General features: G+C 39.7%; 32 protein-coding genes and 1 pseudogene. 1 reads left to right on the top strand and 32 read right to left on the bottom strand.

Translation table 11 applies throughout. From position 1 onward, the window contains the following. The first annotated feature begins 46 nt into the window (after window positions 1–46). Window positions 47–1828 (top strand): glucan ABC transporter ATP-binding protein/ permease, encoded by a 1782-nt coding sequence (locus tag ACFINR_RS04935; protein ID WP_375652809.1) that lies wholly within the window; start codon window positions 47–49, stop codon window positions 1826–1828. 1242 nt (window positions 1829–3070) lie between these two features. On the opposite strand, the gene alaS is transcribed toward ACFINR_RS04935, so the two are convergent. The 32 genes and pseudogenes from alaS to ACFINR_RS04775 all read right to left on the bottom strand — a co-directional run. Further along, window positions 3071–5737, bottom strand: a complete 2667-nt coding sequence (gene alaS, locus ACFINR_RS04930) for an alanine--tRNA ligase (RefSeq protein WP_375652804.1) — start codon at window positions 5735–5737, stop codon at window positions 3071–3073. A gap of 205 nt (window positions 5738–5942) precedes the next feature. Further along, window positions 5943–6986: a recombinase RecA gene (gene recA / locus ACFINR_RS04925; protein ID WP_273791424.1), complete on the bottom strand. Its 1044-nt coding sequence runs from the start codon at window positions 6984–6986 to the stop codon at window positions 5943–5945. 968 nt (window positions 6987–7954) lie between these two features. Further along, window positions 7955–9280 (bottom strand): replication-associated recombination protein A, encoded by a 1326-nt coding sequence (locus ACFINR_RS04920; RefSeq protein ID WP_375613137.1) that lies wholly within the window; start codon window positions 9278–9280, stop codon window positions 7955–7957. Between the two features lie 8 nt (window positions 9281–9288). Continuing rightward, a complete protein-coding gene (locus tag ACFINR_RS04915; RefSeq protein ID WP_375652801.1) occupies window positions 9289–10683 on the bottom strand; it encodes a DegQ family serine endoprotease in 1395 nt (464 codons plus the stop codon). 267 nt (window positions 10684–10950) lie between these two features. Beyond that, on the bottom strand, window positions 10951–11379 hold the full coding sequence (gene rplQ / locus ACFINR_RS04910; protein ID WP_273791421.1) for a 50S ribosomal protein L17: 429 nt from the start codon (window positions 11377–11379) through the stop codon (window positions 10951–10953). Between the two features lie 24 nt (window positions 11380–11403). Continuing rightward, a complete protein-coding gene (locus tag ACFINR_RS04905) occupies window positions 11404–12417 on the bottom strand; it encodes a DNA-directed RNA polymerase subunit alpha (RefSeq protein ID WP_375611485.1) in 1014 nt (337 codons plus the stop codon). Between the two features lie 94 nt (window positions 12418–12511). Next, on the bottom strand, window positions 12512–12901 hold the full coding sequence (gene rpsK / locus ACFINR_RS04900) for a 30S ribosomal protein S11 (protein ID WP_007347762.1): 390 nt from the start codon (window positions 12899–12901) through the stop codon (window positions 12512–12514). A gap of 115 nt (window positions 12902–13016) precedes the next feature. After that, window positions 13017–13385 (bottom strand): 30S ribosomal protein S13, encoded by a 369-nt coding sequence (rpsM, locus tag ACFINR_RS04895; protein WP_026500557.1) that lies wholly within the window; start codon window positions 13383–13385, stop codon window positions 13017–13019. 182 nt (window positions 13386–13567) lie between these two features. Then, a complete protein-coding gene (locus ACFINR_RS04890) occupies window positions 13568–14146 on the bottom strand; it encodes an adenylate kinase (RefSeq protein ID WP_375652797.1) in 579 nt (192 codons plus the stop codon). After that, the gene (secY, locus tag ACFINR_RS04885; RefSeq protein ID WP_375611483.1) at window positions 14143–15489 is read right to left on the bottom strand and encodes a preprotein translocase subunit SecY; all 1347 of its coding nucleotides are present in this window, start codon (window positions 15487–15489) and stop codon (window positions 14143–14145) included. The genes ACFINR_RS04890 and secY overlap by 4 nt, the downstream gene beginning before the upstream one ends. A 161-nt stretch (window positions 15490–15650) precedes the next feature. Next, complete coding sequence (gene rplO / locus ACFINR_RS04880; protein WP_375613141.1) at window positions 15651–16118, bottom strand: 50S ribosomal protein L15; 468 nt, start codon at window positions 16116–16118, stop codon at window positions 15651–15653. 20 nt (window positions 16119–16138) lie between these two features. After that, entirely contained in the window at window positions 16139–16345 is a 207-nt protein-coding gene (gene rpmD, locus ACFINR_RS04875) for a 50S ribosomal protein L30 (protein ID WP_375611481.1), read from the bottom strand. 31 nt (window positions 16346–16376) lie between these two features. Then, window positions 16377–16925 (bottom strand): 30S ribosomal protein S5, encoded by a 549-nt coding sequence (gene rpsE, locus ACFINR_RS04870; protein WP_015856574.1) that lies wholly within the window; start codon window positions 16923–16925, stop codon window positions 16377–16379. Between the two features lie 111 nt (window positions 16926–17036). Beyond that, window positions 17037–17399, bottom strand: coding sequence for a 50S ribosomal protein L18 (rplR, locus tag ACFINR_RS04865; RefSeq protein WP_273791414.1), 363 nt, complete (start codon window positions 17397–17399; stop codon window positions 17037–17039). A 12-nt stretch (window positions 17400–17411) separates the two neighbouring features. Continuing rightward, a complete protein-coding gene (rplF, locus tag ACFINR_RS04860) occupies window positions 17412–17945 on the bottom strand; it encodes a 50S ribosomal protein L6 (RefSeq protein ID WP_375621436.1) in 534 nt (177 codons plus the stop codon). A gap of 39 nt (window positions 17946–17984) precedes the next feature. Next, window positions 17985–18383: a 30S ribosomal protein S8 gene (rpsH, locus tag ACFINR_RS04855; protein ID WP_375613142.1), complete on the bottom strand. Its 399-nt coding sequence runs from the start codon at window positions 18381–18383 to the stop codon at window positions 17985–17987. 14 nt (window positions 18384–18397) lie between these two features. Further along, window positions 18398–18703, bottom strand: a complete 306-nt coding sequence (rpsN, locus tag ACFINR_RS04850; protein WP_273791412.1) for a 30S ribosomal protein S14 — start codon at window positions 18701–18703, stop codon at window positions 18398–18400. 24 nt (window positions 18704–18727) lie between these two features. Then, on the bottom strand, window positions 18728–19285 hold the full coding sequence (gene rplE / locus ACFINR_RS04845; protein ID WP_375613143.1) for a 50S ribosomal protein L5: 558 nt from the start codon (window positions 19283–19285) through the stop codon (window positions 18728–18730). Next, the gene (gene rplX, locus ACFINR_RS04840; RefSeq protein WP_015856579.1) at window positions 19278–19592 is read right to left on the bottom strand and encodes a 50S ribosomal protein L24; all 315 of its coding nucleotides are present in this window, start codon (window positions 19590–19592) and stop codon (window positions 19278–19280) included. The genes rplE and rplX overlap by 8 nt, the downstream gene beginning before the upstream one ends. Before the next feature lie 12 nt (window positions 19593–19604). After that, window positions 19605–19973, bottom strand: a complete 369-nt coding sequence (gene rplN, locus ACFINR_RS04835; protein ID WP_004855715.1) for a 50S ribosomal protein L14 — start codon at window positions 19971–19973, stop codon at window positions 19605–19607. A gap of 144 nt (window positions 19974–20117) precedes the next feature. Continuing rightward, window positions 20118–20357 carry a 30S ribosomal protein S17 gene (rpsQ, locus tag ACFINR_RS04830; protein WP_012231991.1) on the bottom strand — a complete coding sequence of 80 codons (240 nt, stop codon included), beginning with the start codon at window positions 20355–20357 and terminating at the stop codon, window positions 20118–20120. Between the two features lie 11 nt (window positions 20358–20368). After that, on the bottom strand, window positions 20369–20569 hold the full coding sequence (rpmC, locus tag ACFINR_RS04825; protein WP_375652792.1) for a 50S ribosomal protein L29: 201 nt from the start codon (window positions 20567–20569) through the stop codon (window positions 20369–20371). Window positions 20570–20583: 14 nt separating this feature from the next. Then, window positions 20584–20997 carry a 50S ribosomal protein L16 gene (rplP, locus tag ACFINR_RS04820; RefSeq protein WP_375611475.1) on the bottom strand — a complete coding sequence of 138 codons (414 nt, stop codon included), beginning with the start codon at window positions 20995–20997 and terminating at the stop codon, window positions 20584–20586. Between the two features lie 36 nt (window positions 20998–21033). Then, a complete protein-coding gene (gene rpsC / locus ACFINR_RS04815) occupies window positions 21034–21744 on the bottom strand; it encodes a 30S ribosomal protein S3 (RefSeq protein WP_273791408.1) in 711 nt (236 codons plus the stop codon). Continuing rightward, on the bottom strand, window positions 21744–22133 hold the full coding sequence (gene rplV / locus ACFINR_RS04810; protein WP_273791407.1) for a 50S ribosomal protein L22: 390 nt from the start codon (window positions 22131–22133) through the stop codon (window positions 21744–21746). The genes rpsC and rplV overlap by 1 nt, the downstream gene beginning before the upstream one ends. A 2-nt stretch (window positions 22134–22135) precedes the next feature. Continuing rightward, complete coding sequence (gene rpsS, locus ACFINR_RS04805) at window positions 22136–22414, bottom strand: 30S ribosomal protein S19 (RefSeq protein ID WP_004855734.1); 279 nt, start codon at window positions 22412–22414, stop codon at window positions 22136–22138. A gap of 15 nt (window positions 22415–22429) precedes the next feature. Beyond that, window positions 22430–23263, bottom strand: a complete 834-nt coding sequence (gene rplB, locus ACFINR_RS04800) for a 50S ribosomal protein L2 (protein ID WP_375611474.1) — start codon at window positions 23261–23263, stop codon at window positions 22430–22432. A 20-nt stretch (window positions 23264–23283) separates the two neighbouring features. Further along, window positions 23284–23577 carry a 50S ribosomal protein L23 gene (locus ACFINR_RS04795; RefSeq protein ID WP_273723987.1) on the bottom strand — a complete coding sequence of 98 codons (294 nt, stop codon included), beginning with the start codon at window positions 23575–23577 and terminating at the stop codon, window positions 23284–23286. Next, a complete protein-coding gene (gene rplD / locus ACFINR_RS04790) occupies window positions 23574–24194 on the bottom strand; it encodes a 50S ribosomal protein L4 (protein WP_375613145.1) in 621 nt (206 codons plus the stop codon). The genes ACFINR_RS04795 and rplD overlap by 4 nt, the downstream gene beginning before the upstream one ends. Before the next feature lie 2 nt (window positions 24195–24196). Continuing rightward, window positions 24197–24934, bottom strand: a complete 738-nt coding sequence (rplC, locus tag ACFINR_RS04785; protein ID WP_273791404.1) for a 50S ribosomal protein L3 — start codon at window positions 24932–24934, stop codon at window positions 24197–24199. Between the two features lie 27 nt (window positions 24935–24961). Next, window positions 24962–25270, bottom strand: coding sequence for a 30S ribosomal protein S10 (gene rpsJ, locus ACFINR_RS04780; RefSeq protein ID WP_005773267.1), 309 nt, complete (start codon window positions 25268–25270; stop codon window positions 24962–24964). 61 nt (window positions 25271–25331) lie between these two features. Further along, window positions 25332–25396, bottom strand: a pseudogene (locus tag ACFINR_RS04775) (elongation factor Tu); the annotation flags it as partial.

The raw sequence follows: 25396 nt of genomic DNA, 5'->3' as shown, positions 1-25396 counted from the left end.
AAAATCAACAGCCTTTACGCTTAATAGCGAATGGAGATAATTAACCGTGTCCTTATTCAAAACCTATGCACGTGTTCTCACTTACCTAAATAGAGAAAAAAATGCATCCCTTTTAATCTGTACCGCTAATGTTATATTAGCTATTATCACTATTGCAGAACCTATTTTATTTGGACAAGTTATTGATTCTATTACAGACAAAACAGCTATCATCCCTACTCTTGCCATTTGGGTTTGTTTTGGACTTTCACATATTATTGCTTATGTCCTTGTTGCTCGCGGTGCTGACCGCTTAGCCCATAGACGCCGCTTAACGGTTTTAACGGAATCTTTCGAACGTATCATTGCCATGCCTTTAATTTGGCATCAACAACGTGGAACTTCCAACGCACTCCATACACTTTTGCGCGCAATAGATTCCATGTCAACCATATGGCTTGATTTTATGCGCCAACATCTCTCAACGCTTGTCGCCTTATTGGTTCTCATCCCCATAGCGTTTAATATGAATTGGCGTCTTTCAATAGTCTTGGTTGTGCTTGCCATCATTTATGTATTAATTGCACGTTTAGTGATGCGAAAAACAAAAGACGGACAAGCCGCTGTAGAATGCTATCATCATAACCTTTTTAAACATGTCAGTGACTCAATCTCTAATGTTTCCATTGTACAAAGTTATAACCGAATAAAAGAAGAAACTTCCATACTGCATCAACATACAAATGCTCTTCTTAAAGCACAAAATCCTGTTCTCAATTGGTGGGCGCTCGCCAGTGGCTTAAATCGAATGGCTTCAACAATTTCAATCGTTTGTGTTCTTCTCCTTGGAGCTTTTTTTGTTGCAAAAGATCAATTACGAGTAGGTGAAGTCGTTGCTTTTGTTGGATTTGCACAACTCATGATTAGCCGCCTAGACCAAATGAGCAATTTTATTAATTGTGCAATATCCTCACAAGCAAAACTGCAAGAATTTTTTGAAATGGAAGACTCAACCTTTCATGTTAACGAACCGCAAAATCTTCCTTCCCTCCAAAATGTTAAAGGCGCCATACAATTTCATCACGTGACCTATCAATTCCCAAATTCTTCTCAAGGTGTTTTTGATATTTCCTTTGAAGTTAAAGCAGGACAAACTGTTGCGATTGTAGGACCAACAGGGGCTGGAAAAACAACATTGATCAATCTGTTGCAGCGCGTATACGACCCTACCCTTGGGCATATCTCCATTGATGGAATAAATATATGCTCAATCAATCGCGAATCTTTACGCAAATCTCTAGCAACAGTATTTCAAGACTCGGGTCTTTTCAACCGTACTATTCATGACAATATTTCAATAGGAAAAGCGAGCGCAACGAATGAAGAACTTTATGAAGCAGCAAAAATAGCAGAAGCTCACGATTTTATTCTAAAAAAAGCTGATTGTTATAACACAATGGTGGGCGAACGAGGATCTCAATTATCAGGTGGAGAAAAACAACGACTAGCAATTGCACGCGCTGTTTTAAAAAATGCCCCTATTCTCATTCTAGATGAAGCAACAAGCGCTCTTGATGTTGAAACAGAGGCACGTGTCAAAGATGCTCTCGATTGCATAAGCCATAACCGCACTACTTTTATTATAGCACATCGCCTCTCAACAGTACGCAATGCTGATGTGATACTCTTTCTGGATCATGGTCACTTAATGGAAAAAGGAAACTTTCAAGAATTGATCGATAAAGGGGGACGTTTCTCTAATTTTTTAAAGGCAAGTGGTTTAACAATCAAACCACCAGAAAGAGAAGGAGAAAATGTTATCCCCTTACATGAAGCCATAGCATCATAAAATTAATACTCTTTTTCAAGCCAAAAAATCCTCTTCAATACAATAAGAGTTCTTATATATGATACAAGTAAAAAGATTTCTAAAAATGCCACAATCCATTTTAGGTATTTAAGAAAAATATTAAAACAGTTTAGTATTTTCTCTGCTATTGCAATTTTACTAGATTAGAACAAAAATATTTTCCTATATCTGTGCATACTGACGAGTATACATTCTCATTTAGGGAAAATGTAAAGGTAAAAACAATTTCCAGTTTTACCGTCTTCTTTTAACTCAGCTTTACGAATTTCAAAACGAACTAAAGTAATATCTTTTAAATAATGAATATTATGTATTGCTTTGCACTTTTGTTTATCACGTTCTTTATAGTCCTCTCATAAAGAACAGAACATCATTGTTTTGCACATTCATATGACTTTTTTAAGAAACATTTTTCAATGCTCTTAAGCCCATTTCACAACGACATTCATGAGTGGTTTTGATTAATTTAACATACACAGAATTTGAAATAATAAAACCCTACGAATATTCGTAGCTCTTATTCAAAAGATAAAACGATAAATTATCATTATAATTCAATACATTAAAGCAATTTTATCATAAATAAATTAGATATTAATCTAAATCTTTAGATTTATGTGATATTCATTTGATTTATATTGATAATTCATTACTTTATAACTTGAAATAAAGATTTATAAAGATAGGAGAATATTCTTTTCAAAACCTTTTAATAATAAACCAAAAAACTGTTTTCTTGTACATAACAAGCAAAATAAAAACAACACAATAGCTCTAAGATACAACAACTCTTTATAAGCCTTTTCAAGAAAAGAGATTTTATTCATTTGAAAACTAATAGAATAATGACAGCTTTTAACTTTATAAGGATAATCGTATGCAATAAATCTTGTACTATTCCTTTCATAAAAAGAGATGTTTCTTCAAAAAATCTATAAGAGCAACACAATAACTAGTCTCCCTAGTAAAAGAATACACAGCAAAGCATGAAGTGCTGCATAGTCTATCTTATCTTAAAAAGGTGATTCCTAAAACGCTTGGAAGCTATAAAGCCAAATGATACAGTGGTGATAAAGACAAACACTGTCTTTATCTTTACAATTGTATTTCCCCCAATTACGCTGTATCTGCATTTCAGAAATACACCAGACAGATATTCATGATACATAGATGCCAACCCAATATAACAATGTAAAAAACACCTATGCAGAATGATTTAATTTAATTTTTTTCAAGAAAATCTTTTAGTGCCGCAAATGCCTCATCAGCTTTGTTCCCCTCAGGACCACCAGCCTGTGCCATATCAGAACGGCCACCTCCACCTTTACCACCAAGCATCGCTGAAAGAATACGAACGAGATCTACAGCATTTAACTTATCCGTTAAATCATCCGTAACGCCGACAACAGCACTCCCTTTTCCATCCTCCGAGACACTAATAAAAGCAACCACTCCAGATCCAATTTGTTTTTTCTCAGAATCGACGAGCGCCTTAAGATCCCGTGGTAAAATATTTTTAACAATGCGTCCAGTAAAAGAAAACCCATTGATGATGATAATATCATCTTGGCTCCTTTCTGTGATTCCACCACTCAACATCATTTTCTTGCGTACATCATTCAATTCTTTTTCAAGTTTACGACGATCATCAAGCAAAATTCGCACCCGTTCTTCCACACCAGCAGAAGAAGTTTTTAAAAGATCAGCGATTTCATGAATACGTTCATCTTGGCGGCTAAGATAAAGACGTGCTTCTTTGCCTGTTAAAGCTTCAATACGCCGCACTCCAGCTGAAACAGAACTTTCAGAAACAATATGAATTAAACCAATATCACCTGTTCGCTCCACATGTGTCCCTCCACAAAGCTCAATTGACCAACGCTTTTTTAATCTTTCCTGTTCAAGTGGCTCCCCCATAGAAACAACGCGAACTTCATCACCATATTTTTCACCAAACAATGCCATGGCTCCTTCAGAAATGGCATCATCTACAGCCATGAGGCGCGTTATTACTTTACTATTTTGCAAAATAATCTCATTGGCTAAATCTTCTATTTTTTTCAACTCTTTTGGTGAAACGGATTTTGGATGGGAAAAATCAAAACGCAACCGATCTGGCGATACAAGAGAACCCTTTTGTGTAACATGGTCCCCCAATGTTTGGCGTAAAGCTTCGTGTAACAAATGAGTAGCAGAGTGATTCGCACGAATTTTCTTACGACGAACAATATCAACCGTTAATTCTACACAATCAGACCTCGATGCCTGACCAGATTTCACCTCCCCAATATGGATAAAAACACCATCACCCTTTCTTTGGGTATCATGCACCTTAAAAATAAAATTTTCACCAGAAATGATACCGCTATCACCAATTTGCCCACCAGATTCACCATAAAAAGGTGTCTGATTAACAACAAGCATAGCTTTCTGATCTGAAGAAATATGATCAACAATTTTACCATCACATACAAGAGCTGTAAGAATACCTTTCGCTGTCTCAGTTTCATAACCTAAAAACTCTGTGGCCCCCACTTGATCACGAACAGAAAACCAGATTTTCTCTGTTACAGCTTCTCCAGAACCAGACCAATTGGCACGTGCTTCCTCTTTTTGGCGTTCCATCGCTTTATCAAAAGCACCAACGTCAACAGATATTCCGCGACGACGAAGAACATCTTGCGTCAAATCAAGCGGAAAACCATAGGTATCATAAAGTTTGAAAGCAACTTCACCATTCAAATAGTCTCCTTCTTTAAGATCGGTACTTGCTTCGTTCAACAAACCAAGTCCTCGTTCAAGCGTTTTACGAAAACGTATTTCTTCTAACCTTAAAGTTTCTGAAATCAAAGATTCAGCACGTGTCAACTCAGGATAAGCTTGTCCCATTTCGCGAATTAAAGCAGTCAAAAGTCGCCACATTAAGGGCTCTTTAGCACCAAGAAGATGCGCATGACGCATAGCACGACGCATAATACGACGTAAAACATATCCTCTTCCTTCATTAGAAGGAAGCACACCATCAGCAATCAAAAATGCAGATGAGCGAAGATGATCAGCAATGACACGATGGCTGGCAATAAAATCACCCTTTGCCTCAATCCCTGTAATTTCTTCTGATGCAGCAATTAATGCACGAAAAAGATCAATGTCATAATTATCATGAACGCCCTGTAAAACAGCAGCAATACGCTCTAATCCCATGCCTGTATCAATAGAAGGGTGAGGTAAGTTAACACGTTCTTCCTTGGAAACTTGCTCATACTGCATAAAAACAAGATTCCAAATCTCAATAAAGCGATCCCCATCTTCATTAGCACTTCCAGGAGGACCGCCCCATATTTCATCACCATGATCATAAAAAATCTCCGAACAAGGCCCACAAGGACCTGTTTCTCCCATCGACCAAAAATTATCAGCCGTCGCAATACGAACAATTTTTTCATCTGGAAGACCTGAAATTTTACGCCACAGTTCAGCAGCAACATCATCACTCTGATAAACTGTCACCAACAATTTATCTTTTGGCAGGCAAAATTCCTTTGTTAAAAGATTCCATGATAAAAAAATAGCTTCTTCTTTGAAATAATCACCGAAAGAAAAATTACCCAGCATTTCAAAAAATGTATGATGGCGCGCCGTATAACCAACATTATCAAGATCATTATGCTTTCCACCCGCACGAACACATTTTTGTGCCGTTGTTGCCTGCGTATAAGAAGGTTGTTCAAGTCCAGTAAAAACATTTTTAAACTGCACCATCCCTGCATTTGTAAACATAAGTGTAGGATCATTCCGCGGAACAAGCGGACTAGAAGAAAGAACTTTATGCCCATTACGATGAAAATAATCCAAAAATGTTGACCGAATATTATTAACACTATTCATGTTGACACCTGCTCAATACAGCACAAAACCATAAAAGAAAAATCCCCCCTCATTAAATCCTCTTCGCCACGCATGGAGTCAATTTAATCAAAAATGGAATATTTGTTTTAAAAAATTGAGAAAAAAATGACTGCGTATTTAAAAACTCAAACAAAAAAACAGAAAAATCTTAAAGAAAAAAATTATAGACGAAAAAAACGCCCCATCAAATGGCTTCATCACTTTCTATATTTTCTGACCCTGCATTTTCTAACAATTCAATCGCAATCAAACCAGCATTTTGGCGCAAAGCTGCTTCAATCTCTGTAGCTATTTCCACATGTTCACGTAAAAACTGCTTTGCATTCTCACGCCCCTGCCCTAAACGCTGAGAATTATAAGAAAACCATGCACCAGATTTTTCCACAACACCAACCTTGACACCCAAATCAATCAATTCACCTACTTTGGAAATACCTTCACCATAAATAATATCAAACTCAACCTGTTTGAATGGAGGTGCCAATTTATTTTTCACCACTTTAACGCGCGTCTGATTACCAACGATTGAATCCCTATCTTTAATGGATCCAATGCGACGAATATCTAAACGAACAGAAGCATAAAACTTTAAAGCGTTTCCACCCGTTGTCGTTTCAGGAGAACCAAACATCACACCAATTTTCATGCGAATTTGATTAATAAAAACAACCATACAGTTAGAGCGAAAAATTGCTGCGGTTAATTTTCGTAACGCTTTACTCATTAACCGAGCTTGCAATCCGGGCAAAGCATCACCCATTTCACCGTCAATTTCTGCTCGCGGTGTTAAAGCTGCGACAGAATCCACAACAAGCACATCAACGGCACCAGAACGAACCAACGTTTCTGTAATTTCCAATGCCTGTTCACCGGTATCTGGCTGAGAAATGAACAAGTTTTCTAAATCAACACCAAGCTTACGCGCATAAATAGGATCAAGCGCATGCTCTGCATCAATAAAAGCACAAATCCCACCACCTTTCTGTGCCTCAGCAATAGCATGGAGAGCCAATGTTGTTTTCCCAGAACTTTCTGGTCCATAAATCTCAACAATACGCCCCTTCGGTAATCCACCAATCCCTAAAGCAATATCCAAGGATAACGACCCTGTTGGAATTGTTTCAATTTCAACAACCTGCTCTTTTTGCCCAAGACGCATAATCGAGCCTTTACCAAAAGAACGTTCAATTTGTGAGAGAGCAGCATCGAGAGCTTTTGTTTTATCCACGATTATATCCTTGACCGAATTCATAATAACCTAAAACTTTAGTGTACACTGTACTTTTAATTTAACTAAAGGCTTGAGTTTAGAGTTTCACAGACTATTTCCATTCCTATCTCCACATTATGTCCATAAACATTCATGACCATCACAATAAAGAATTGGCATTGCTTATCTTATGACACATAATAAACTCCAATAAAGTAATATCTCTATGGGAGCATAGTTAACATATTTATATCTCTCTAGAAAAGGAACAATTTAATTTTAAACACAATGTTCTACAACCCTTCTGCTTATCCCTTTGATTAAATACTTGAGAGACTAAGAATTCTCCCGCTATTGATCACACAAAAAACGCATCATCAATCAACCTCATACCCTATTGCATCGAAGAACAAAACGCTATTGTGTTGCATATTCATGCACTTGATTTAAGAAACATCTCTCAAAACTTCCAAGCTCATTTTGTGACAACACCTATGAATGTGGTATACTACAAAACCCTTTAAGCGCCACCATCTTTACTCTATGGAAGGAGAAAGCCGGCACCATCACACTATTTATCATCCTCCAATATTGCAACAGCTCTCGGCACTTGAGACAATTCATAGGAGGGATTTTTAGTCCTTTCTTGTACAGTTTTTATCACACGCTAATCCTGCTTGTAACATGCAAGCGAATAACTTGATTGCTTCAACAAATAACAGACTTGGGATGAGAGAAATTTACGGTATTTGAAACTTTCATTCAACTTACGAAACAGTCAATTATCATTATAAGTCAATATATTATTTAATAAAACCAAAAAAAATAAAGCAGCTTAAAAGTTGAATGATATATTTAAATTTGAAAAAATATGCACTTTTGAAGATATCAAAAAAATCTCTACAAGCAATGCAATAAATTGTTTAAAATATAAGCTAAATTTCTCATACAATAACATAAGAGATCAATAAAAAACGTATTTCAACTCAAATTTTATTTTGATCTTTACGTTTTTTGCGCAACTGTTGCCACCACTCAAGACGTTTCACAATTTCACGCTCAAAACCACGCTCAACTGGTTTATAATAACTCTGACGTCCAAGTTTTTCGGGAAAATATTCTTGTCCTGAAAAAGCATCTGGTTCATCATGGTCATAACAATAACCACTTCCATACCCTTCTTCCTTCATAAATTTCGTAGGAGCATTAAGAATATGCTTAGGAGGTGGTAAAGAGCCATTTTTGCGTGCACAACGCAGTGCTGCTTTATACGCAAGATATGCTGCATTTGACTTTGGCGCAGTTGCAACATAAAGACATGCTTGCGCCAAGGCCAACTCTCCTTCTGGTGATCCTAAATAATCATAGGCATCTTTTGCTGCATTACAAATGACAAGAGCTTGAGGATCCGCCAAACCAATATCTTCAACGGCCATACGAACCAATCTTCGCCCAATATAGAGAGGATCTTCACCAGCATCCAACATACGTGCCAAATAATAAAGCGCAGCATCAGGATCAGATCCACGAACGGATTTATGCAACGCTGAAATGAGATTATAATGCCCATCTCGTCCTTTATCATAAATAGGCGCACGACGCTGAATAACTTTTTGCAAAGCAACAACATCAAGAATCTCTCCCAATGGCGCAATAGACCAAACTTCCTCTGCCAATGTTAACGCAACCCGCGCATCACCATCAGACATCTCTATCAAAACGTCTCTGGCATCATTATCCAAGGGAAGAGTTTTTCCCTCCACTTCTTCAGCACGCCTCAAAAGCATGTCCAAACTTTCATGATCATGAGAAAGAAATGTTAAAACACGTGCACGCGAAAGAAGGGCAGCATTCAGTTCAAAAGAAGGATTTTCGGTTGTTGCACCTATAAGTACCACAGTACCCTCTTCCATCACAGAAAGAAAACTATCCTGCTGTGCACGATTAAACCGATGAATTTCATCAACAAAGAGAAGTGTTTTATCCCCAGATATAAAACGCCTCTGCGCAACTTCAAAAATCTTTTTAAGTTCAGAAACTCCTGTAAAAATAGCAGAAACCTGTTCAAACGCGAAATTTGTTTCAAGGGCTAACAAACGTGCAACGGTCGTTTTTCCCGTCCCTGGAGGTCCCCAAAAAATCATCGATCCAATTGAGCCTGTTGCCGCCATACGTGAAAGCAAACCATCCTCTCCAATCAAATGCTTTTGTCCCACAACATCATTGAGAGAACAAGGGCGCATTCTTTCTGCAAGTGGCTGATTTTTATTAACTTGAAAATCAAACGACGAAGTAAAAAAATCTTTCTTCAAAAAAAACCTCAACGAATAAATTGGCGAATATACATACCATCACGTTCATATTCCAATTGCCACATATTTGAGCGACCTTGCATAAGAACCTTTTTCAACTGATGAACTGTTTGAATTTTATGGCCATTTACAACACGTAGAATATCTCCTGACTGAAAAATTCCAGCTGCATTGCTCATTTCCTCAAGATTGGTAATCACAACCCCTTTTGCAGATATAGGAAGATGAAAACGTCGACTATTTTGCGGTGTTAAATCTAACACCTCAGCACCAGCAAGAGGACTGTCACCCGTAATTTTTTCAGATTTTAAAAATGCAGTTTCTGATATTGATGAAACTGTTATTTGTGTTTTTAAAGTTTTTCCACTTCGTAAATATTCCAAGGCAAGACTATGCTCAACGTCAGCTGTCATCAAACGATAACCAAGACTATCTGGACTGTCAACGCGTACCCCCTGCACACTCAAAATAACATCACCTACTTTCAATCCAGCTTTTTCAGCAGGACTATCTTTGATAACTTCAACAATAAGAGCACCATAGGGACGTTCTAAACCTAAACCACCAGCAATATCAGCTGTAACATTTTGAAAAGAAGCCCCAATATAAGGCGGCACAAAATATTTTCCACCGCGTTTAACAGTATCAAGCATCACTTTTACAAGATTAACTGGAATAGCAAAACCAATCCCTACAGAACCACCGGAACGCGAATAAATAGCCGTATTAATTCCGATTAACTGACCTTTCATATCAATTAAAGCGCCACCAGAATTCCCTGGATTAATGGCTGCGTCTGTTTGAATAAAAAAGTCAAAATCAGAAATCCCAACACGTGTACGCGCTTGCGCTGAAACAATACCACTTGTAACTGTTTGACCAACACCAAAGGGATTACCAATAGCAAGAACAAGATCACCAACTTCAACAGTATCAGAATTTCCCAAAGAAAGAACCGGAAATTGAGCATCTTTTTCCTTAACTTCAAGAATTGCAATATCAGTTGCTTCATCTTTGAGCACGACCTTACTCTCAAACTCCCGTCCATCAGAAAAAGCCACTTTAATTTCGCTTGCATCTTTAATGACGTGGTAATTTGTAACGATCAAACCACGTGCATCAACAATCACCCCTGATCCTAATGACGATTGCTTACGAACAGGAAATTTATTTTGAAAACGACCAAAAAATTGCTCAAAAAATGGATCGCCTTCAAAAGGTGATCGAGCTCTAATTTGTCGAGCTGCATAAATATTTACAACAGATGGAACTGTCTTTTTAACTAAAGGAGCAAATGAAAGAGTGATTTCTGTTTGTGTTTGAGGAACATGAGCATATACATGATCAAATGATATCTGCATCATAATTGCAAAAAAAATCCGCACCCAAAAAGAATACCTCATAATCCACTCCTTATAAAATCAGCACATTCTGTTGAAGATTAATAGAATAAAAAAACGTATCCCCGCAAATTAAGGACCTCTATTAATATTTCATAATAGAGAATAAAAACAACCTATTTGAACGATAAATATTATAAAAATAAGATAATTCAATATTCTATAATTTTCTCTCTGCACCTATTTCTCAACTAAAACAAACTTAAAAATGCTCACAAAAAAACCGCCCAAGACAAGGCGGCCTTTAAAAATCCAACAGAATAAAAAACTCTACGAAGATGTTCCCTTTTCATTCTCAGAAGCTTCCATGCGAGCACGATCCCCAGCACCCTTCGCTTCAACATCACGATCAACAAATTCTATAACAGCCATGGGCGCATTATCACCGGTACGAAACCCCGCTTTCATAATACGCAAATACCCACCGTTGCGTGATGCATAACGTGGCGCAAGCGTATCAAATAATTTTGCAACCTTTCCTGCATCACGAAGTGCTGCAATAGCTTGCCGACGCGCATGCAAACCACCACGCTTACCAAGAGTAACGAGTTTTTCAACAATAGGACGAATTTCTTTAGCCTTTGGAAGCGTTGTCACAATCTGCTCATGCTCGATCAACGAAGTTGCCATATTTGCAAACATCGCTTTACGGTGACTGGCAGTACGGTTCAACTTGCGTCCTGACTTACTATGGCGCATAAGCCCTCTCCTTAAATTCTAATTTTAATATTGATCTTCATAACGTTTTGCAAGATCATCAATGTTTTCAGGCGGCCACGCAGGAATCTCCATCCCAAGATGTAAACCCATACACGCCAAAACTTCTTTAATCTCATTCAACGATTTGCGACCAAAATTCGGTGTCCGAAGCATTTCAGATTCTGTTTTTTGAATCAGATCACCAATATAAACAATATTATCATTCTTAAGACAGTTTGCCGAACGAACTGAAAGTTCTAATTCATCCACTTTTTTGAGAAGTGCAGGATTAAAAGAAAGCTCAGAATCAGCCTCTTCAACAGGCTCCTTCTGTGGCTCTTCAAAGTTAATAAATAACGATAATTGATCCTGAAGAATGCGTGCTGCAAAAGCAACAGCATCCTCACCATTAACAGCACCGTTTGTTTCAATCGTGAGCGTTAATTTATCATAATCGAGAACTTGACCTTCGCGTGTATTTTCTACTTTATAAGATACCTTACGGATAGGTGAATAAAGACTATCAATTGGAATAAGCCCTATACGTGCATCATCAACACAATTACGATCAGATGGCACATACCCCTTTCCTGTGTTGACAATAAATTCCATACGAATTTCAGCTTCTTCATCAAGAGTACAAATAACATGATCTGGATTTAGAATTTCCATATCCCCAACTGTACTGATATCTCCCGCTTTCACGACACCAGGCCCCTCTTTATAAACGACGACACGTTTAGGCCCTTCTTCTTCCATACGAAGCGCAATTTCTTTTATATTCAGAATAATATCCGTAACATCCTCACGCACACCTGGAATCGATGAAAATTCGTGCAAAACACCGTCAATCTGCACAGCAGTAATAGCAGCACCACGAAGCGAAGATAACAAAACGCGACGAAGCGCATTTCCTAACGTTAAACCAAAACCACGCTCAAGAGGTTCAGCAATCACACTTATAATATTTGGATTATCATGTGCACATGATTCAACCTTATTGGGTTTAATAAGTTCCTGCCAGTTTTTCTGGATCATATTTTTATTCCCGTTCTTTAGTTCCGTTACCATTCAATCGTAACGACCAATGTGAACATCAGAGAAATCTCCGACAACAAAAAACAACACCCAATTAAACACGCCGCCTTTTCCGCGGACGACATCCATTATGAGGAATTGGTGTTACATCGCGAATAGAAGTAATGACAAAACCAACAGATTGCAATGCACGTAAAGCAGATTCACGCCCTGATCCAGGTCCACAAACTTCAACTTCCAAAGAACGCATACCATGCTCTTGCGCTTTTCTTGCACAATCCTCCGCAGCAACTTGAGCAGCAAAAGGTGTCGATTTACGCGCACCTTTAAACCCCTGAGCTCCCGCAGATGACCAAGCAATTGCATTACCCTGAGCATCAGTAATAGTAATCATTGTGTTATTAAATGTTGAATTAATATGCACAACACCCGATGAAATATTTTTACGTTCGCGACGACGAACACGTGTGGCTTCCTTGGCCATAATTTCCCTTTCAACGATCTCATCACTGCCGTAACATCAGCAGCTCCACCTTTTTTCCTTGTCAAAAAAAATCAAACAAGAAAAAGAATATATAAAAAACCTCCCACAAAGGCCCTTATTTCTTCTTACCGGCGATTGCCTTAGCCGGACCTTTACGTGTACGGGCATTCGTATGTGTACGCTGTCCTCGGACAGGCAAAGACCGGCGATGACGCAATCCTCGATAACAACCAAGATCCATCAAACGCTTAACATTCATAGCAACCTCACGACGAAGATCACCTTCAACTTGATACCCCTGATCTATTGCCTCACGAATCTGCAGCACCTCAGCATCTGAAAGCTCATGCACACGACGCCCCAAAGGAATGCCAACTCTTTCAATAATTTCTTGAGCAAATTTTGGTCCAATCCCGTGGATATATTGAAGCGCAATAATTACACGCTTATTTGTCGGGATATTGACGCCAGCAATACGAGCCACGCCTACTCTCCTTAGTTATTTTGACAAATTGTTATAAAATACCTGATATACTTTACAGAAAAAAATAGACTCAGAAAAAAAATTCTTCCGAATCCTATTATTTCACTAAAATAAATTAAATTCACTTTTGATAGATTTCATCTCAAAAGTCAACTCTTTTCATTTATTTCTAAAAAAAAATCTCATGAAAGAAACCCTCTAATCATACGTGTCACTTCAGCAACACCAATCATTCCATCAATAACCTTCAACATTCCCCTCTCTGAATAAAATTTTGATAAGGGAGCTGTTTTTTCACGATATTCTACTAATCTTTTTGCAAAAGCAACAGGATTGTCATCTAAACGAACCTGTCCACCAGTCGCTATTGTTTCCTCAACGCGCTTCTTCATACGTTCAATCAACACGTCTTCATCAACACACAATTCAATAACAGCATTAAGCCGCATATTTTTTAAATCCAGTATCTGTTGCAACGCTTCTGCTTGCCCCACAGTTCGCGGATATCCATCCAAAACAAAACCGTTTACACAATCAGCTTCATCAATCCGATCTGATACGATTTGATTAACAATACTATCAGGTACCAAAGCACCAGAACTTATAATAGCTTTAGCTTTTTTACCAATCTCCGTTTCTTTGGCAATCACCTCACGCAACATATCCCCTGTTGATAAATGAGGAATGTTATATTCCTCAGTCAACATTTTTGCTTGCGTACCTTTTCCCGCTCCAGGAGGACCTAAAAGAATAACTCTCATCGATTCCTTCTACCTCCACGAAGTTTTGATTTTTTTATCAACCCTTCATATTGGTGGGCAACAAGATGCCCCTGAATTTGAGCAACCGTATCAAGTGTAACAGTAACAACAATCAACAAGGATGTTCCCCCAAGATAAAAAGGAACCTGTAATGCAGATATCATAAATTCAGGTAACAAACAAACCAAGATAATATAAATAGCGCCCACAACAGTAATACGCGTCAAAACGTAATCAATATATTCGGCTGTACGCTCACCTGGACGAATCCCTGGAATAAAACCAGAATGTTTTTTCAACTGATCTGCAGTATCACTTGGATTAAACACAATAGCTGTATAAAAAAAGCAAAAAAACGCCATTAAAAATGCATAAACAATCATATAAAGTGGCTGTCCATGACCAAGAGCATAAGAAATCTCCTGAACCCATTGTGGCATTTTATCAGAAAAATTATTAATAGTGGCAGGTAATAATAATAAAGATGAAGCAAAAATAGGTGGAATAACACCAGCAGTATTCAATTTTAAAGGAAGATGCGACATATCTCCTTGAAACATTTGATTACCGACCTGACGTTTCGGGTATTGGATAAGAATTCGCCGTTGCGCACGCTCTATAAAAACAATAAGCCCAATAACCAAAACAGCAATAAGAACGATTCCTATTAAAAGAAAAGTTGATAAATCAGCCTGACTATGAGCTGTCAAAAGCTGAGCAAAAGTAGAAGGAAAGTTGGCTACAATCCCTGTAAAAATGATAAGAGAAACCCCATTACCAATACCACGTGACGTAATTTGCTCGCCAAGCCACATAAGAAACATCGTTCCGCCAACAAGCGTAATAACAGAAGAAATACGAAACATAAGACCTGGTTCTAAAACAATTTGAAGCCCCGACCCTATACCGCTTTCAAGCGCAACCGCAATACCAAAAGCTTGTAGAATTGCCAATACGACTGTTACATAACGCGTATATTGATTGATAATCTTACGACCTAAATCCCCTTCTTTTTTAAGAGTTTCCAAAGAAGGAATAATAGATGTTAACAATTGCACAATAATAGATGCCGATATATAAGGCATGATACCCAGCGCAAAAATAGCCATACGCCCAACGGCACCTCCAGCAAACATATTAAAGAGTCCTAATACACCCGACGCGTGATGTTCAAATGTTTGCCGCAAAGCATCGATATTGATACCTGGAAGAGAGATGTAAGTGCCAAAACGATATACAAGAAGCGCCAACAGAGTAAACCAGATGCGTTTCTTTAATTCAGTTGCACGCGAAAAGGTGCCGAAATTTATATTGGAAGCAAATTGCTCTGCTGCTGATGCCATAAAACGTCTCCACTTTACACTCCAGTTCTTCAAATCACAGAAGTATAATCCTAAAATTCATATATGCATACACAAACAAATGCAGAACTTAAACAATTCTCCACAAAAGATCCCACAAAACAGATATTATTCTTCTTTAGGTCTCTATTCATATCAAAAAATTATCGAGCAATATCAGGAAGAATAACCTGGCCACCCACTTTTTCAATCTTAACACGAGCAGCTTGTGAAGCACCAGAAACATGAAAGGTAATCTTAGCCTTCAAATCACCATCAGAAAGAAGACGAACCCCATCTTTTTCACGACGAATAATACCAGCCTCTTTCAAAGAAACCATATCAACAGGCTTTTCAATATTCAACTTACCTGCATCAACTGCCAACTGAATACGTCCTAGTGAAACTTCATTGTAGGTTTTAGCAAAGAAATTCCTAAATCCACGTTTTGGCAAACGACGATAGATGGGCATTTGCCCACCTTCAAAACCATTAAGGGAAACACCAGAACGTGACTTTTGCCCTTTTACACCACGACCACCAGTCTTACCCGTACCGGAACCAATACCACGCCCAACACGCTTACGATTTTTTGTTGCGCCTTCGCAATCACGCAGTTCATTGAGTTTCATATCTAATACTCCCGCAACCCTTAACCTTCATCTATAACGCGAACAAGATGCCGAACCCGAGCAATCATACCCCGCACACAAAGTGTATCATCTAAAACGCGCCGACGACGCATTTTATTTAGTCCAAGCCCCTTTAAGGTTGCACGCTGAATCTGTGAGTTTCGAATAGGGCTTCCAATTTGTTCCACCGTCACAGTTTTACCACTCTGAGATTTTTTCTGAACCATTTCCTAATTCCTTTTCTGATAATCTCAGAAACTACCCTTCTAGGTCGACTAAATGGCGACGACGCGCCTGCAAAGTCGAATACTTTATACCACGTTGAGCAGCAATATCTCTAGGATGCATTTGATGTTTCAATGCATCAAATGTTGCACGAACCATGTTATAAGGATTCGACGACCCTAGTGATTTTGCAACGACATCCTGCATACCAAGAGCTTCAAAAATAGCACGCATCGGTCCCCCAGCAATAATACCAGTACCAGCAGAAGCCGAACGTAGCAAAACACGCCCAGCTCCGTGACGACCTTCAAGATCATGATGCAATGTACGCCCAGACCGAAGCGGAACATAAATCATCCCACGTTTCGCAGATTCCGTTGCTTTACGAACGGCTTCTGGAACTTCACGGGCTTTACCATGTCCAAAACCCACACGCCCTTTTTGATCTCCAACGACAACAAGAGCAGCAAAACCAAAACGCCGACCACCCTTTACAACTTTAGCAACACGATTGATATGAACGAGCCTATCGACAAATTCATTATCGCGTTCTTCTCTCTCACCACGTTCTTTTTGTGCCATTCCTCATTCCTTTTTCTTTTCCGGAAGCACGATAACAAAGTCCCTCATCAAACTGGAAGAACTTAAACGAAATACTCTAAACTCTCCTTACTCATTCATAAATAAGAAATTTTAGAAATTCAAACCACCTTCACGAGCAGCTTCAGCTAAAGCTTTGACGCGACCATGGTACACATACGCTCCACGATCAAAAACCACCTCATTAACACCCGCTTTCTTCGCACGCTCAGCAATTAACTTACCAACAGCAAAGGCCGCCTTTTTATCAGCACCACTCTTTAACGATTTTTTCAAATCACTTTCAAGAGTAGAGGCTGAAACAAGTGTACATCCCCGCAAATCATCGATAACTTGAGCATAAATGTTCTGATTTGAACGATAAACACTAAGCCGAGGACGATCATGAGAAACCATTTTAATTCTACGACGAACACGCCTTGCACGACGTTGGATAATGTCCTTAGATGAAACCATAATACAAAATCCTTATTTCTTTTTACCTTCTTTACGGAAGATACGTTCATCTGCATGCTTAACACCTTTACCTTTATAAGGCTCAGGCTTACGATACTCACGAATCTCCGCTGCAACTTGTCCAACTTGCTGTTTATCAATTCCAGAAACAACAATTTCCGTTGGCTTAGGAACAGTCACAGTAACACCCGACGGAACTTTATAAACCACATCATGCGAAAAGCCCAGAGATAGTTGAACATCCTTACCCTGCAAAGCAGCACGATAACCAACTCCATTAATCTCCAACCTCTTTTCAAAACCATCTTTCACACCACAAAAAATGTTCTCAATCATTGAGCGCGACATACCCCATTTAGAACGCGCATCTTTTGACTGATCCCGCGGCATAACTGATATGATATTCTCCTCAAGTTTGACTAAGACTTCATCATTGACGACGTAACTCAGCTCACCTTTTGGACCTTTTGCCTTAACCAGCTGTCCTTCAACAGTAGCAGTAACTCCAGAAGGAATTGAAATGGGTTTCTTTCCAATACGAGACATTGTTCTAACCTACTTTTTCTTCCGTTTTCTTGACATAACTTAGAAAACACGACAAAGGAGTTCTCCACCAACATTCTGTTCACGCGCCTCATGATCTGCCATGACGCCTTTAGGAGTCGATAAAATCGAAATACCAAGGCCATTTGCCACCTGAGGAAGTGACTTAGCAGAAACATACACACGACGCCCTGGCTTTGATACACGTGAAATCTCACGAATAGCAGCCAGCCCTTCAAAATACTTCAATTCGATTTCAATTTCAGCTTTCCCATCACCTAAATCAATTCGATTATATCCGCGAATATAACCTTCCGACTGAAGAACATCAAGAACGTGCGCACGAAGCTTCGAAGCTGGAGTAACTACTTTACCTTTTTTACGACCAAGTGCATTACGAATACGTGTTAGCATATCACCAAGAGGATCTGACATAGACATTAAATAATCTCCTCTTACCAACTAGACTTTACAATACCAGGAATATAGCCAATAGAGCCAAGCTCACGCAACGCAATTCGCGACATTTTTAATTTACGATAATAAGCCCTCGGACGACCTGAAACCTCACAGCGATTACGAATACGAACTTTCGAAGAATTACGCGGCAACTCTGCCAACTGAACAGAAGCTTTAAAACGTTCTTCAAGAGAAACCTTCTGATCCATAACTATTGCTTTCAAACGTGCACGACGGGCAGCATAGCGCTTTACCATCACCTCACGACGCTTATTTTTTTCAACGGCACTTACTTTGGCCATAATTTCACCTCACTACGTTTGCCGTTACGAACGAAAAGGAAAATTAAAAGCACGCAATAACTCACGAGCTTCATCATCCGTTTTTGCTGTCGTACAAACGATAATATCCATACCCCAAATTTGATCAACTTTATCATAGTTGATTTCTGGAAACACAATGTGTTCTTTAATACCCATAGCAAAATTGCCACGACCATCAAAACTCTTTGGATTTAAACCACGAAAGTCACGAACCCGCGGAAGAGCAATCGTCACAAGACGATCTAAAAACTCAAACATACGATCTTTACGCAATGTAACTTTAGCCCCAAGAGGCATTCCTTCACGAACCTTAAAGGTCGCAATAGAATTACGCGCACGCGTAACAACAGCCTTCTGACCCGTTATTAGCCCTAAATCCTCAGCGGCAAGGGAAGGTTTCTTCGAATCAGCAGTTGCTTCACCTATCCCCATATTTATTACAACTTTATCAATCCGCGGAATTTGCATCACATTTCTGTAATTAAACTTCTCTTGAAGCACTTTACGAATCACTTCAAAATAATGCGCTTTCATACGCGGTATTTGTCTTTCCTCAGCCATTAATCAACTCTCCCGAACGCTTGGCAAAACGAACTTTATTACCATCTGCATTCATACGAAAGCCTACACGTGTAGGCTTACCATCTTTAGGATCAGCAATCGCCAAATTAGACAGATGAATCGGAGCTTCTTTAGAAATAATTCCAGCTTCTTGCTTCTGCGTTTGACGTTGATGACGTTTAATCATATTAATCCCACGAACAAAAGCCTTATTCTCTTTTGGACTAACCTTAATTACTTCACCACTACATCCTTTATCCTTACCGGACAAAACAACAACTTTATCACCTTTTCGAATCTTTTGCATAACATTTACTCCTTACAGAACTTCAGGAGCAAGCGAGATGATCTTCATATGATTCCTACCACGCAATTCACGGGGAACAGGTCCAAAGATACGAGTACCGATCGGCTCTTTTTTATTATCTACTAAAACCGCAGCATTACTATCAAAACGAATGACACTACCATCTGCGCGACGAATATCCTTAGCAGTACGAACCACAACAGCTTTCATAACATCACCTTTTTTAACACGGCCACGAGGAATTGCATCCTTAACCGAAACAACAATAATGTCACCGACCGAAGCATATTTCCGCTTTGAACCGCCTAACACTTTGATGCACATGACACGACGCGCTCCAGAATTATCAGCAACGTCGAGGTTTGTTTGCATCTGAATCATGACTGGCCACCTTCTCTTAACACATATATCCGATTGTATCTTTTACACACTCGGATTTGCCTGCCAAATAACGATAAAGTTATCGCCTTCAAATTTATCAATGATAACCACACTGTTAAATTCTAAAACAATAAGCTTAACTCATTACGCTACATTGTCTTTTACAACAATCCAACATTTATCTTTCGAAATTGGTCTAGATTCTTGAATAGAAACTTGATCCCCAATCTTGAATTGGTTGTTTTCGTCATGCGCTTTATAATTTTTAGACTGCCGAACAGTCTTCTTAAGAAGCGGATGAGAATAACGGCGTTCAACTTTGACAACAACAGTCTTATCACTTTTGTCGCTAATAACAACACCCTGCAAAACGCGTTTAGGCATCTCTTATTTCCTTAAAACTTACTTTCAGTTATCTTTTGACGAAGAAAAGTTTTAATACGCGCAATATCACGACGAACTTGTCTAACGCGCGCAGTCTTTTCTAATTGACCTGTTGCTTTTTGAAAACGCAAATTAAATTGCTCTTTCTTTAACTTAGCCAATTCATCTTTCATTTGGTCGAGCGTTTGCGCCCGTAATTCTGTGGCTCTCATCGCTTATAACCTCATTATTCAGCAATACGCTGGATGAAACGCGTTTTTATAGGCAACTTTGCAGCACCCAATCTTAGTGCTTCACGTGCAACATCCTCCGGAACTCCATCAAGCTCAAACATGACGCGCCCAGGAGCAACACGTGCAGCCCAATAATCAACACTTCCCTTACCTTTACCCATACGAACTTCAGTCGGTTTAGATGTAACCGGAAGATCTGGAAAAATGCGAATCCACACACGACCAGAACGCTTCATATAACGTGTAATCGCACGACGCGCCGCTTCAATTTGACGAGCAGTAACCCGCTCCGGCTCAACAGCCTTCAAACCGTAGGCACCGAAATTCAAATCCGTACCACCCTTCGCAAAACCGTGAATACGGCCTTTGAACTGTTTACGGAACTTTGTGCGCTTTGGCTGCAACATTGTTCTCTACTCCAAATTTTAGTTCAATCTCAAAAACTAAGCATTTTCGCGGCGACGATTCGATGAAGAACCAGATTGATCAGCTTCCGTAGCACGACGTTCTGAAGCCATCGGATCATGCTCAAGAATCTCACCCTTAAAGACCCAAACTTTAATACCACAAATACCATAAGCGGTCTTAGCTTCTGCTGTACCGTAATCAACATCAGAACGCAAGGTATGAAGTGGAACACGACCTTCACGATACCATTCCATACGAGCAATTTCAGCACCACCAAGACGGCCAGAACAATTGATACGAATACCTTCCGCACCAAGACGCATAGCAGACTGAACAGCACGCTTCATTGCACGACGAAAAGCAACACGACGCTCTAACTGTTGAGCAATTGATTGCGCAATAATTGTCGCATCAATCTCCGGTTTACGAATCTCCACAATATTCAATGAAGTTTCAGCATCCGTCATTTCTGAGAGTTTACGACGAAGCTTTTCGATATCAGCACCCTTTTTACCAATAATCAAACCAGGACGTGCAGAATGAATTGTAATACGACACTTTTTATGAGGACGCTCAATAACAACCTTAGAAATAGCCGCCTGTTTAAGTTCCTCAAGCACATATGAACGAATTTTCAAATCTTCATGAAGAAGGCGCCCATATTCACCACTATCAGCATACCAACGAGAGTCCCAAGTCCGATTAACACCAAGACGAAGTCCTATTGGATTGATCTTCTGCCCCATTACGCGGCCTCCACTTTTTCGGTAACTTCACGAACAATAACAGTAAGATGCGAAAATGGACGTTCAATTCTACTAGCACGCCCTCGACCACGAACATGAAAGCGCTTCATCACTATCGACTTACCAACATAAGCTTCCGCCACAACAAGCGAATCAATATCAAGATCGTGGTTATTTTCTGCATTTGCAATTGCTGATTCAAGCGTTTTTTTCACAGTAGCAGCAATTCGCTTGCGTGAAAACATCAAATCAGCGAGCGCTACATTAACTCTTTTACCACGAATCATTGCAGCAACTAAATTAAGCTTCTGCGGACTAACACGAATTGTCCGCGTGACAGCTCTTGCTTCATTATCTTTAAGCTGGCGCGAAACTTTAGCTTTTCCCATTCCTACTTCCTCTTCGCTTTCTTATCGGCACCATGACCATAATAAGTCCGGGTAGGAGCGAACTCACCAAACTTATGCCCAACCATCTCTTCAGAAACAGAAACAGGAATATGCTTATTACCGTTGTAAACACCAAAAGTTAAACCAACAAATTGCGGTAAAATAGTAGAGCGACGACTCCATATTTTTATAACTTCGTTGCGCCCACTTGCACGTACCTTCTCTGCTTTACCAAGAAGATAGCCGTCAACAAACGGACCTTTCCACACTGAACGAACCACCTCAGACTACCTTTCTCATTTCTTGCGTTGATGACGCGTACGCATAATAAATTTATCAGTGGCTTTATTGGAGCGCGTACGCTTACCTTTCGTAGGTTTACCCCAGGGAGAAACTGGATGGCGCCCCCCCGATGTACGACCTTCACCACCACCGTGTGGGTGATCAACGGGGTTCATAGCAACACCACGAACATGTGGACGTTTACCACGCCAACGTGACCGCCCCGCCTTACCATCATTAATATTCCCATGATCAGGATTTGAAACAGCGCCAACAGTTGCAAAACAGCTACTCGGAACCAAACGCTGCTCACCAGAATTTAAACGAAGAATAGCCATACCATGATCTCGTCCAACCAACTGCGCATAAGCACCTGCTGAACGTGCAATCTGTCCGCCTTTCCCTGGCTTCATCTCAACATTATGAATAATTGTACCTACAGGCATATTAGCAAGAGGCATAGCATTACCTGGTTTAACATCCACATTTAAACCAGCCATAACAGAATCACCAACACCAAGACGCTGTGGTGCAAGAATATAACTCAATTGCCCATCCTCATAGCGGATTAAAGCAATAAAAGCGGTACGATTAGGATCGTATTCTAAACGCTCAACCTTTGCTGAAACATCACGTTTAAGACGCTTAAAGTCGACAAACCGATAACTACGTTTATGTCCACCACCCTGAAAACGAGCAGTAACACGACCGCGATTATTACGTCCACCCTTTGAAGACAAACCTTCAGTTAACATCTTTACAGGTTTTCCCTTATAAAGACAAGAACGTTCCACAATAACAAGCTGACGCTGCCCAGGTGTCGTTGGATTAAACTGCTTAAGTGCCATTATTCCTATCTCCGAGCCTCTTAAAGACCTGTCGAAACGTCGATAGTCTGACCACTGGCCAGAGTTACGATCGCTTTTTTGACATCACTCTGCCGACCAACTATACCTTTGAAACGCTTCACTTTACCCTTACGGACTATCGTGTTAACTGCTTTAACTTTTACGCTAAAAAGCGCTTCAATAGCAGCCTTAATCTCAGGCTTCGTCGCTTTCGGCGCGACATTAAAAGCAACTTGATTATATTCAGAAATCATAGTCGCCTTTTCAGTAATAACTGGACTAATAATTATATCATAATGGCGAAGATCTGTCATTTAAAACGCTCCTCAAGAGCCTCAACAGCTGCTTTTGATAAAACAAGTTTGCTGCGACGCAAAATATCATAAACATTAATTCCCTGAATAGGCAAAATGTCAATATTAGGGATATTAGAGGCTGCACGAAAAAAGTTAATATCAATCTCTTTACCATCAATCAAGAGAGCGTTATTAAATCCAAGCTTAGAAAAATGAGAAACAAGCATTTTCGTTTTAGCATCCTTAACAGTCAACTCATCCACAATAATTAAATCTTTTGCTTTTAATTTTGCAGATAAAGCAAGACGTAACCCAAGAGCACGAATCTTTTTAGGAAGATCATGCGCATGGCTACGAACCACCGGTCCATGTGCCTTACCCCCACCCCTAAACTGCGGTGCACGTGCAGATGAATGTCGAGCACGCCCAGTTCCTTTCTGTTTAAACATTTTTGCCCCTGTTCGCGACACATCAGAACGACCTTGGGATTGATGACTTCCCTGCTGACGACGTGCAAGCTGCCAACGAACAACACGTTGCAAAATATCCTCACGCGGAACAAGATCAAAAATAGCTTCAGAAACCTTTAATTTGCCAGCTTCATTACCATCAAGAGTTTTAATTACAAGATCCATTATTAGGCTCCCTCAACCTCAGAGGTTTCCGTCACCGGAGTAACCATTTCCGCTTTCTCCTTCACAAGACGGCGAATACCAGCAGGCTTTGGAGCATTATCAGGAAGACGCTTCTTCACAGCATCCCGTATCAAAATCCAAGAACCTTTAGAACCAGAAACAGCACCACGCACTAAAATTAAACCACGCTCACTATCAGTGGAAATAACTTCAATATTCTGTGTTGTTACACGCACTTGCCCCATATGGCCAGCCATTTTTTTACCTTTAAAAACTTTACCAGGATCTTGGCACTGCCCTGTAGAACCATGAGCACGATGTGTAATCGAATTACCATGAGAAGCACGATGTCCACCAAAGTTATGTCGTTTCATAACACCAGCAAACCCCTTACCAATACTGGTACCAGTCACATCAACTCTTTGTCCTGGAACAAAATGTTCCACTGTAATCTCAGTACCAACATCAAGAAGATTGTCGGGACTCACACGAAACTCTGCTATTTTGGCTTTAGGCTCAACAGAAGCCTTAGCAAAATGTCCACGAAGAGCTTGTGAAGTATTCTTAACCTTAGCAAAGCCTACACCTAATTGAACAGCAGTATAACCATTCTTTTCAACTGTACGCTGAGCAACGACTTGACAATTCTCCAAACGAAGTACCGTCACCGGCACATGCTCACCAGCATCATTATAAATACGGGTCATGCCCAGCTTCTGTGCTATTACACCTGAACGCATCGGGTCTGTTCCTTCTGTCCTCAAACCTCAGAGCTTAATTTCTACATCCACACCAGCAGAAAGATCGAGCTTCATAAGCGCATCCACTGTTTGCGGCGTTGGATCAACAATGTCAAGAAGACGCTTATGTGTTCGCATCTCAAACTGCTCACGACTTTTCTTATCGATATGCGGTCCACGATTGACCGTAAACTTCTCAATCCGCGTCGGAAGCGGAATGGGACCACGGACATTTGCACCGGTACGTTTAGCAGTCGATACGATCTCACGCGTCGACGTATCAAGAATTCTATGATCAAACGCTTTCAAGCGAATGCGAATATTCTGACTGTTCATGCTCTTTATTTCCCTGTTATACAAAGTGCCTTCAATAATCAAAGCACTCAACAAGCATTATTTATTCAATGATCTTAGAGACGATACCGGCACCAACAGTACGACCACCTTCACGAATAGCAAAAC

The organism is Bartonella sp. AP19HLJMH, from assembly GCF_042196245.1.
In the GTDB taxonomy this organism is placed as follows: Bacteria; Pseudomonadota; Alphaproteobacteria; order Rhizobiales; family Rhizobiaceae; genus Bartonella.
The sequence above is the reverse complement of the archived record's forward strand: the minus strand, read 5'-3'. Positions and strand labels throughout refer to the sequence as shown.